The organism is Deltaproteobacteria bacterium (assembly GCA_016219225.1).
GTDB lineage: Bacteria > Desulfobacterota > RBG-13-43-22 > RBG-13-43-22 > RBG-13-43-22 > RBG-13-43-22.
On the sequence record JACRBX010000166.1, the window covers coordinates 1 to 9,369 of the forward strand.

The window sequence follows — 9,369 nt, forward strand, 5'->3', positions numbered from 1 at the left end:
TCTGAACGGGATTACAGTGGCCGGCAAGCGCCTGGTCAGTGTGGGCCAGCGAGGTCACATTCTCTATTCGGACGACGGGGGAAAAAGCTGGAAACAGGCTGACCAGGTGCCGGTAAGTTCAGATCTGGTGGCCGTACATTTTCCGACTCCGGCGAAAGGCTGGGCGGTTGGCCATGACGGTGTTGTTTTGCACAGTGCCGACGGCGGCGTCACCTGGGTAAAGCAGTTTGACGGTTACGCCGCCGCCCGGGTCGTGCGCAGTTATTACGCCGCCCATCCTCCTGCCGATAGGCCGGGAGGGAGCGCGGCTGGTTCAGGCCTGAACGAAACCATCAAACATTTCGTTCAGGAAGGCGCCGACAAGCATTTTCTCGATGTCTGGTTTGGCAATGAAACAGATGGCTTTATTGTCGGCTCCTTCAACACGATCTTCCATACCACCGACGGGGGAAGGAACTGGGAACCCTGGTTTGAACGAACCGAGAACCCGGGTTTTTCGCATCTGTATGCCATACAGCGCATCGGCCAGGACATTTTTATCAGTGGCGAGCAGGGCCTGGTGCTGAAACTTGACCCGAAGGCCGGGATGTTTCGCAGGATAAAAATACCTTATCAGGGAACATTCTTTGGGGCTACAGGCAGATCCGGTGTAGTCGTTGTTTTCGGGATGCGCGGCACGGTTTTCCGCAGCGATAACGGCGGCAAAAGCTGGCAGAAGGTGGAGACCGGGGTGCCGGTAGGACTGACGGGAGCGACCGTAACTAAAGACGGACGCATCGTCCTGGTGAGCCAGGCAGGAGACGTGCTGGTGAGTAAAGATGGCGGATTGAGCTTCAAAATGGCCAAGGTAGAAAAGGCCTTGCCGGCATGCGCGGTTGTCGCTTTTGACGAGGATACCCTCGTGCTGGCAGGATTTGGCGGTGTGGCGGTTCAATCGATTAAATAAACCAATTAAGGAGAACTGAAGTGGTTGTCAAAATGGAAAAACTAGATGAAATGCCGGTCGTAAAGGAACTGAAGGATTTTGATCAGACATCTGGCAACCACTTGGAACGTCTGGTTTTCAACAACCGGGTTCCGATGATCATCATCTGCCTGATCGTCACGCTGTTGCTGGCCTATCAGGCAACAAAGCTCGTGTTCAATGCCAACTTTGAAAAGATGATTCCTCATAACCAGGCCTATGTCAAAAACTACCTCCAGAATAAGAGCGAGCTGTATGGCCTCGGCAACTCGATCCGGGTGGTGGTAGAGAATACCCGGGGCGATATTTTCGACCCCGAATACATTGAAACGTTAAAGCAGATTAACGACGAGGTTTTTCTTATCCCGGGCGTGGATCGCGCCTGGATGAAATCGATTTGGACGCCGGCTGTGCGCTGGGATGAGATTACCGAAGAAGGGTACCGGGGCGGCCCCGTAATGTCGGATACCTATGACGGATCGAAAAAAAGCATCGATCAGCTCAGGCAGAACATTGCCCGCGCGGGGATTGTCGGCGATCTGGTGGCAGACAACTCCAAGTCAGCGGTAATCTTCTGTCCGCTTTTGGACACGGATCCTCAAACCGGCAAGCGGCTTGATTACAATCAATTATCAAAAAAATTGGAGGATATCCGAACAAAATACGCCTTTACCAAAAACCCTAAAGAAAAAGTCGGACCGGAACAGGGCGGCAAGATCAGGATTCACATCATTGGCTTTGCGAAGCTCGCCGGCGATCTGCTGGCGGGGCTGTTGCAGGTGATGACCTATTTTGCCTTTGCGGCCCTTATCGCCGCGATATTTATCTTCATCTACACCAGATGTCTGCGCAGCACGGTGATGCTGGTCGGCTGTTCGCTGGTGGCGATGGTCTGGCTACTCGGCCTTATCTCGACCTTCGGCTTTGAACTCGATCCCTATTCCATACTGGTGCCGTTTCTGGTTTTTGCCATCGGCGTCTCCCACGGCGCCCAAAAAATGAACGGCATCATGCAGGACGTGGGACGTGGAACCCATAGGCTCGTTGCAGCCCGCTACACCTTCCGCCGCCTCTTCCTGCCCGGGGTGACGGCGCTTTCGGCAGACGCGGTCGGATTTGCCGTACTGATGTTGATCGATATTCCGGTCATAAAGGACCTGGCACTCACGGCCAGCATCGGTGTCGCGATTCTCATCTTCACCAACCTTCTTCTTTTGCCGGTGCTGCTTTCCTTTGCCGGAGTAAGCCCTGTTGCGGCCAGGCGCAGCCTCAAGGAAGAAAAAGAGGAAAGCAAGGGCGCGGGAGCCGGAATGATCTGGGGCTTCCTCGAACACTTTACCGAACGACGCTGGGCCATCGGGGCGGTGGCAATTGCATTCATCCTTGCCGCCATCGGCTGGATTGTAGGCCTGAACCTCAAGATAGGCGACCTTGACCCCGGCGCACCCGAACTGCGCTCCAGTTCACGCTACAATCAGGACAATGCTTATATAACTGCCAACTATGCCCTTTCAACCGATCAGTTTGCCGTTATCGTGAAGACCCCGCCGGACGGGGTACAGAAATACGAAACCCTCATCGAGGCCGATCGTCTGGCCTGGGGGTTGCAGCAGGTTGTCGGAGTGCAGACGACTGTTTTTTTGGCCGACGGGGTGCGTCAGATCACGGCCGGCACTTACGAGGGCAGTCCCAAGTGGTACACCATCTCCCGCAATCAAAAGGTGCTGAACTACGGTGCCCATCAGTCGATAGTCAACAACCCGAACCTGTTTAACAACGACGGAACCATTATGCCGGTGATTGCCTACCTCTCCGATCATAAGGCCGAAACGCTTGAAAGGGTGGTAAAGGCTGCGGACGAGTTCTCACAGCAACACGGTACTGGTGATCGACAGTTCCTGCTCGCGGCGGGAACCGCCGGAATCGAGGCGGCAACAAACATCGTTGTCAAAAAAGCGGAACATAGCATGTTGCTCTATGTATATAGCGCGGTGATCATGCTTTGCTTCATCACCTTCCGTAGCTGGCGGGCGGTATTGGTGGCAGTCCTGCCGCTCTTGCTTACATCCATCCTCTGCGAGGCACTCATGGTCCTGCTGAACATCGGGGTGAAGGTTGCCACCCTTCCGGTCATTGCGCTGGGGGTTGGAATCGGGGTGGATTATGCCCTGTATCTTCTCAGCGTTCAGCTCAACTGGCAACGGACAGGACTGTCGTTGGGGCAGTCGTACAAACGCGCCGTCCAGTTCACCGGCAAGGTGGTCGGACTGGTCGGTCTCACGCTGGCTGCCGGTGTCGTCACCTGGGTGTTTTCACCAATCAAATTTCAGGCCGATATGGGCATTCTCCTTACTTTCATGTTTATCTGGAACATGATTGGCGCGCTTGTGTTGATCCCGGCCCTGTCGCACTTTCTGCTCAAAAGGGTGAAGGCCCTTTAAAGATTAACAGTTTGCTGAAAAACTCTTAAGAAAGTCAGGATTGGACAAGATTCGGCTTGCCTCTGATGCAAGCGACCAAAGAGATAGCTTTTTTTGTCTGATTTCACAGAGCTACCCTGGTTAAGGACAGGGAGGAATGGACCATGGATTTACTGAAGAGAGAGAATTTTTCATCGGGCGCGCCTCTGGAAGAAAAGGTGGGGTACAGCCGGGCGGTCAAGGTGGGAAATTTTGTGTTTGTGGGCGGGACCACATCCACTAATCCCGAAGGCGTAGTGGAGGGCGAGGCTGACGCCTACCTCCAAGCCAAAATCATCCTGCAGAAGATCGAGCAGGCTTTATCCAAGGCTGGAGCCAAGCTGTCCGAAGTGTACCGGGTCCGCATATATGTAACGGACATCAAGAAGGCTCAGGAATACATGAAGGCCTATTCCGAATTTTTCAAAGAGATCAAACCGGTGACCATATTGGTCGAGATTTCGGCCCTGGCTCGTCCGGCCCATTTGGTGGAAATTGAGGCCGAGGCGATGATTGGCTCTTATCTGGTAAGAAGTCATTAGAAGGGATTTTGACAACATGGAAGAAGCGTTCAAGGAGCGCTACGCTTGAGGAGCACTTCGTTTGAGGGAAGAGGCGACTGCCTTGGGCTCAAGTTCGTCGAAGACGAACGCTCCTCATTCGAAGCGCTCCTTTTTCCCTTTGTACTGCAAGACCATCATGGTAATGTCGTCGGACTGGAGGGCCTCCCCGGAAAAATTTTTTATCCGTTCCATCAGGGCGGCTATCATTTCCTGGATAGGCCGTCGGGCCAATAAAGATAGTTCTCTTTCCAGCCTTTCTTCGGAAAATAATTCCTCCCGGGTATTCATAGCCTCGGTCACCCCGTCGGTGTACATAAACAGACTCTCCCCGGTTTCAGGAGAAGACTATCCACCCGATTGGGGGGTGAGGATCTCTTTGGGAATTTGATACCAGTCCCATTGAAGGTAGGAATAGGATTCCCTGCCAAATAATTACTCGGAGGGGAAGGGCCGGTTTTCTCCTCGGAATCAGAAAATGGGGCAGGCAAGGGGGGCAAGGAAAAAAATATCCAACTGAGCGGAAATAGGGTGGGAACCGGAAGTGCCGTCAGATCCGGGAAAGCGTTGCCCCGGTCAAAAGACCGTTGACTAAGATCTTATCCGGAATCCGGCATATTGAATCAGGGCTTCCAGGACCTCCGTTACCGGCAGGCCCACCACATTGGTATAGGACCCCTGGATCTTTTTGACACAGAAGGCCCCCTTTCCCTGGATGGCATAAGCCCCGGCCTTATCCATCGGTTCCCCGGTCCGGACATACCAGTCGATTTCATCGGTCGATAAGGGCTTGAAGCTCACCCGGGTAGCAACACTTTGAGTCCTTTCCCGGTCCAAGAAGCGATTCCTTAAACAGAAACTGGTAATAACCTGATGGGTTTTTCCGCTCAGGGTTTGAAGAAACCTTTTCGCCTCCCGAAGGTTTTTCGGTTTGCCGAATAATTTATTTTCCAGAACCACTACCGTATCAGCCCCCAACACCCATTGTTGGGGATGAGCGGCGGAAACCCGCTCGCTTTTCTCCCGGGCCATCCGTCTTGAAAAAGAAACCGGGGATTCGTCGGGTTTGGGAATTTCCGGTATCTCGTTTGAAACGATTATTAAATGAATGCCCAAATCGGACAGCAGGGCCTTGCGCCGGGGGGAAGCTGAGGCCAGGATGAGGTGGAAAGGGGGTTTCATCCCTGACTTATACCATATTTTATTTCCCGGTCTTATTATTTTTTTTACATCTCTTCTCTTTTTTGTTAATAGTTTTTAATTATGGGATTGAATCATTGGCAGATAGAAGAAAGAAGTTTGATCCTTCACCGGGAGATTGCCCGGCGAATCAGGGAAGATCCTGCTGTTTTAGAAATAGCCCGGGAAAACCTGAACAGATGGATTCAAAATCAAGGGCATCGCCTTTACTGGACGGAGTGGAAAAAGATTCTCAACGGTCCCTTGCAGGAAATTCTATCCTTCCTGGTTTCACCTGAAGACAAGGCCAGATGGCTGAGGCAATCCAGCCCTTTTTGCGGCATATTGACTCCACGGGAACGTTGGAAGATCTATGAATCGTTCTCAGCTTGAACATATTCTCCGGGCGGCTGGAGATATTTCTGAAGATGATGAGATTGTCGTCCTCGGGAGTACTTCCCTTCTGGCACAGTTTCCAAACGCATCCCCCGATCTCCTCTATTCTATGGAAGCCGATATTTTTCCAAAGAATAAGCCGGAAATGGCCCAGGTAATCGATGGATGCATTGGCGAGCTTTCCCCTTTTCACCAGACTTTCGGTTACTACGCCCATGGCATAGGCCCTGAGACCGCCAAAAATCTTCCCAAAGGGTGGGAGCAGCGACTGATCCCTCTACAGAGTCCTAACACCAGGGGCATAACCGGATGGTGTCTTGATATCCATGACTTAGTCCTTGGTAAATACGTTTCCGGCAGAGAAAAAGATCTTGCCTTTAACAGCCAGATTATTAATCAGGGTTTGGTTTCCCAAAAAATATTACTGGAAAGGATAAAATTTTTAGAGGTTCCGGAATTAGTAAAAGACCAAATAAATCGTAAAATAAAAGCTGATACAGGAGGGTAAACATGGCAGTGGATAAGATTCAGATTCGAACGATGGCCGACATTGAGGCTATGGAGAAGACCCCTATCAAAGAAAGACTCACGGCTTTAAACACTTATGATTTGCTGAAGAACGGGGCGGCCATCAACCCCGAGGCCCCGGCCGTCAGTTTTTTCCTGACCGGGGAAGGCTATGCCTCTCCGTTAAAGATAAGCTACCGGGATTTCATGTCCAACATAACCCGGGCCGCCAATCTCTTTCATGATCTCGGGGTGGGGCCCAATGATGTTATCTCCTACCTTCTCCCCAACCTTCCGGAGACCCACTACGTGCTCTGGGGAGGCGAGGCCGCCGGGATCGTCAATCCCATTAATTCATTACTGGCCCCGTCAACCATCCGGGACATCTGTCAGGCCGCCGGCACCAAGGTCCTGGTGGCCCTGGGTGAGCTTCCCGGAGCGGATATTTGGGAGAAGGTTAATTTGATCAAGAAGGAAATCCCGGGGTTGAAAGCGATTATCCGGGTCATGGGACCCGGGGACGAAAAAGAAGGGATTTACAGTTTTGGAGAGCTTCTTCCCCGCTATCCCGGAGACCGGCTGGTCTCCGGCCGGATCATCAACCCTGAAGACCCGGCCTCCATGTATCACACCGGCGGCACCACCGGAACCCCTACGCTGGCCCCCCATACGCACTATAATGAAGCGGTCATGGCCCAGATCATGGGCCTGGGGGCCGAGCTCTATGCCGGCGAGACGACCATGTGCGGGCTGCCCCTTTTCCATGTCAACGGCACCACGGTGACCGGTTCATTCCCCTTTTCCATCGGGGCCCATGTGGTCATCCTTTCGGCCAGGGGCTACCGGGATCCCATGGTCATGAAAAATTTTTATAAGATTGTCGAACATTACCGGGCCGTGACCTTTTCGGCTGTGCCGACCATCCTGTCCGTGCTCCTGGACATCCCCAAAGGAGAGGCGGACATTTCATCGCTGCGCTATCTGGTCTGCGGGGCGGCCCCGCTTTCCGTGGAGCTCTTCAAGCGCTTTGAGGCCCACAGCGGCATGAAGGTTATCGAAGGCTACGGTTTGACCGAAGGGACCTGTGCCTCGTGCATGAATCCTTTTCATGGCGAAAGGAAGATCGGCTCCATAGGTATGAGACTGCCCTATCAGGAGATGAAGATCTTTATTTCCGATGAAGATGGAAAATTCATCCGGGAGGCCGAAACCGATGAGATCGGGGAGGTCTGTATTAAAGGTCCCAATGTATTCAATGGGTATCTGGATCCGGCCCACAACAAAAAGATCTGGCCCCTGCCGGAATGGTTTAATACCGGCGACCTGGGAAGAAAGGATAAGGATAGTTATTTCTGGCTCACCGGTCGCCGAAAAGAACTCATCATTCGAGGCGGCCACAATATCGATCCGGCGATTATCGAGGAGCCCCTGTACCGCCTTTCCGATGTAAAGGTGGCGGCCGCCGTGGGCAGCCCTGACCCCTATGCCGGCGAGATTCCGGTAGCCTATGTGGAACTGAAAGAGGGGGCAAAAATCACCGAAGGCGAGATCCTGGAGTATCTTGGAAAAGAAGTGGGGGAACGGGCGGCCGTACCCAAGCAGGTCTATATCATTCCCCAGATACCCCTGACACCGGTGGGAAAGATCTTTAAACCGGCTCTCCGGTGGGAGAGCATCCGGAAGGTTTATCAGGGTGCCCTTTCGGTCCTTCAGGGACTGGTGGATCAGATGGAGGTCAAGGTCACCGAGGACAAGGTCCACGGATCGCTGGTCACTATAACCGTGACACCGGTCGGCGGCGTGTCGGAAGAGACCATCCGGGAAAAGGCCACCGAGGTCCTGGCCCCTTATACCGTTCGCTATCAATTGATTTTCGCAGGATAGAGCGGTCTTCTTTATTAAACCCTTATGACTCATTGAGTTACCACGAAGCCTGAAAATGATTTTCTACGAACGACAAACGTTATTTTCGAACTAACGATCTGGAATCCAGAAGTCGGATCATTTTCCTTCCGACTCCTGGATTCCCAATCGCTGTCTTCCCAAAACCCTTTCTTCTAACTTCTCCTAAAAAATGCCTTGACAAATCCTTTTGTCCTAATTTATAAAACCTTAATAAAAAGATTATCTCCATATAAAGATGTAAAAATGGAGAAGGACTCTGGAAAATTATCTTTTTTCTGGTAGGATTAACAGGATTTACAAGTTCTTTCCGGGCAGGCGTTTCGGAGAAAAATCAAAGCGTTGGAGGAAGAAACCCTAAACAAAAATCAAGGAGGAAGAACATGCAGACACACAAATTTTCCAAAGGTTCCCTGTTAGCTATCTTTTCATTGTTTTTCGTATTGGTTTTTGCAGTTGCCGCTTCTTCGCAGCAGAACCAGCCGGTGATGATTAATTCCGTCCTGGGACCTATTTCTCCGGATAAATTGGGACAAACACTGGTCCATGAACATTTCGCCTTCGCCTACCCCGGCTGGTTTGCCGATGCCTCTAACAACCCTTATGATTTTAAGGCGGTTTTAAAGACCAATCTCGGGGTCATTAAGGCGGCCCAGAAACAGGGAATCAAGACCGTTATCGATGCCACACCGAATGACACAGGGGGACGGGATCCCGGATTGTATAAGGCCCTGGCCAAAAAGACCGGCCTCAATATCATCTGTTCCACCGGTCTTTACACCGAACACGAAGGCTCGCCGGCCTATTTCAAAACCAGACAGGAGATGTTCAAAGCGGACATCTCCAAAATGATGGCCGCACTCTTTATCAAAGAGATCACCAAGGGCATCGGCAAGAGCGGTATCAAGGCCGGAGTGATCAAATGTGGAACGAGCGGCGGCGGCCCCATTTCGCCTTATGAAACAGCAGTCCTGAAGGCCGCGGTGATGGCCCAAAAGGCAACAGGCGTGCCTATTATCACTCATACCCAGGGTCCGGCCGGCGGGGTTGAACAGGCCGAGTTGTTTCTGGCCGAAGGCGCCAACCCTAAAAAGGTCATGATCGGTCATGTCTCCAATTCCAAAGATACGGCTTATCACAAAGCCATCCTGGCCAAAGGGGTTTATATTGCTTTCGACCGGATTGGTCTGGAAATCATCACGCCCACCGAGGTCATCATCAAGAATATCGCCGATCTTTGCAAAGAGGGTTTCGCCAACCAGATCATGCTTTCCCATGATACCGTCAATGTCTGGCTGGGTCGGCCGTTGCCCCTGGACGCCCCCGAACCGGTCCAGAAGGCCTTGGCCAACTGGCGGATCGACCATATCTCCACCAATGTCCTCCCGGCCCTGAAGGCCCA

9 protein-coding genes are annotated in these 9,369 nt (G+C 52.2%); 7 read left to right on the forward strand and 2 right to left on the reverse strand.

Features of this window, described 5'->3' with window-relative positions:
* The 3 genes from HY879_14650 to HY879_14660 form a co-directional block, all read left to right on the forward strand.
* The coding region (locus tag HY879_14650; GenBank protein MBI5604579.1) for a glycosyl hydrolase at positions 1–946 on the forward strand (946 nt) is incomplete at its 5' end.
* A 32-nt stretch (positions 947–978) separates the two neighbouring features.
* Positions 979–3,405: an MMPL family transporter gene (locus tag HY879_14655; GenBank protein ID MBI5604580.1), complete on the forward strand. Its 2,427-nt coding sequence runs from the start codon at positions 979–981 to the stop codon at positions 3,403–3,405.
* Between the two features lie 143 nt (positions 3,406–3,548).
* Positions 3,549–3,965, forward strand: coding sequence for a RidA family protein (locus HY879_14660; protein MBI5604581.1), 417 nt, complete (start codon positions 3,549–3,551; stop codon positions 3,963–3,965).
* A gap of 114 nt (positions 3,966–4,079) precedes the next feature.
* Here HY879_14660 and HY879_14665 read toward each other — a convergent pair whose 3' ends face one another.
* Together HY879_14665 and maf are read right to left on the reverse strand one after the other, a co-directional pair.
* Positions 4,080–4,301 carry a SpoIIE family protein phosphatase gene (locus tag HY879_14665; GenBank protein MBI5604582.1) on the reverse strand — a complete coding sequence of 74 codons (222 nt, stop codon included), beginning with the start codon at positions 4,299–4,301 and terminating at the stop codon, positions 4,080–4,082.
* A gap of 273 nt (positions 4,302–4,574) precedes the next feature.
* The gene (gene maf, locus HY879_14670) at positions 4,575–5,165 is read right to left on the reverse strand and encodes a septum formation inhibitor Maf (GenBank protein ID MBI5604583.1); all 591 of its coding nucleotides are present in this window, start codon (positions 5,163–5,165) and stop codon (positions 4,575–4,577) included.
* A gap of 117 nt (positions 5,166–5,282) precedes the next feature.
* Between maf and HY879_14675 the strand changes: the two genes are divergently transcribed.
* From HY879_14675 to HY879_14690, 4 genes are all read left to right on the forward strand, one after another.
* The gene (locus HY879_14675; GenBank protein ID MBI5604584.1) at positions 5,283–5,555 is read left to right on the forward strand and encodes a hypothetical protein; all 273 of its coding nucleotides are present in this window, start codon (positions 5,283–5,285) and stop codon (positions 5,553–5,555) included.
* Positions 5,536–6,066 (forward strand): hypothetical protein, encoded by a 531-nt coding sequence (locus HY879_14680; GenBank protein ID MBI5604585.1) that lies wholly within the window; start codon positions 5,536–5,538, stop codon positions 6,064–6,066. Before HY879_14675 ends, HY879_14680 begins: the two co-directional genes overlap by 20 nt.
* A gap of 8 nt (positions 6,067–6,074) precedes the next feature.
* Positions 6,075–7,949: an acyl-CoA synthetase gene (locus HY879_14685; protein MBI5604586.1), complete on the forward strand. Its 1,875-nt coding sequence runs from the start codon at positions 6,075–6,077 to the stop codon at positions 7,947–7,949.
* A gap of 401 nt (positions 7,950–8,350) precedes the next feature.
* Positions 8,351–9,369 (forward strand): hypothetical protein (locus HY879_14690; protein ID MBI5604587.1); only part of this gene is annotated, 1,019 nt, incomplete at its 3' end.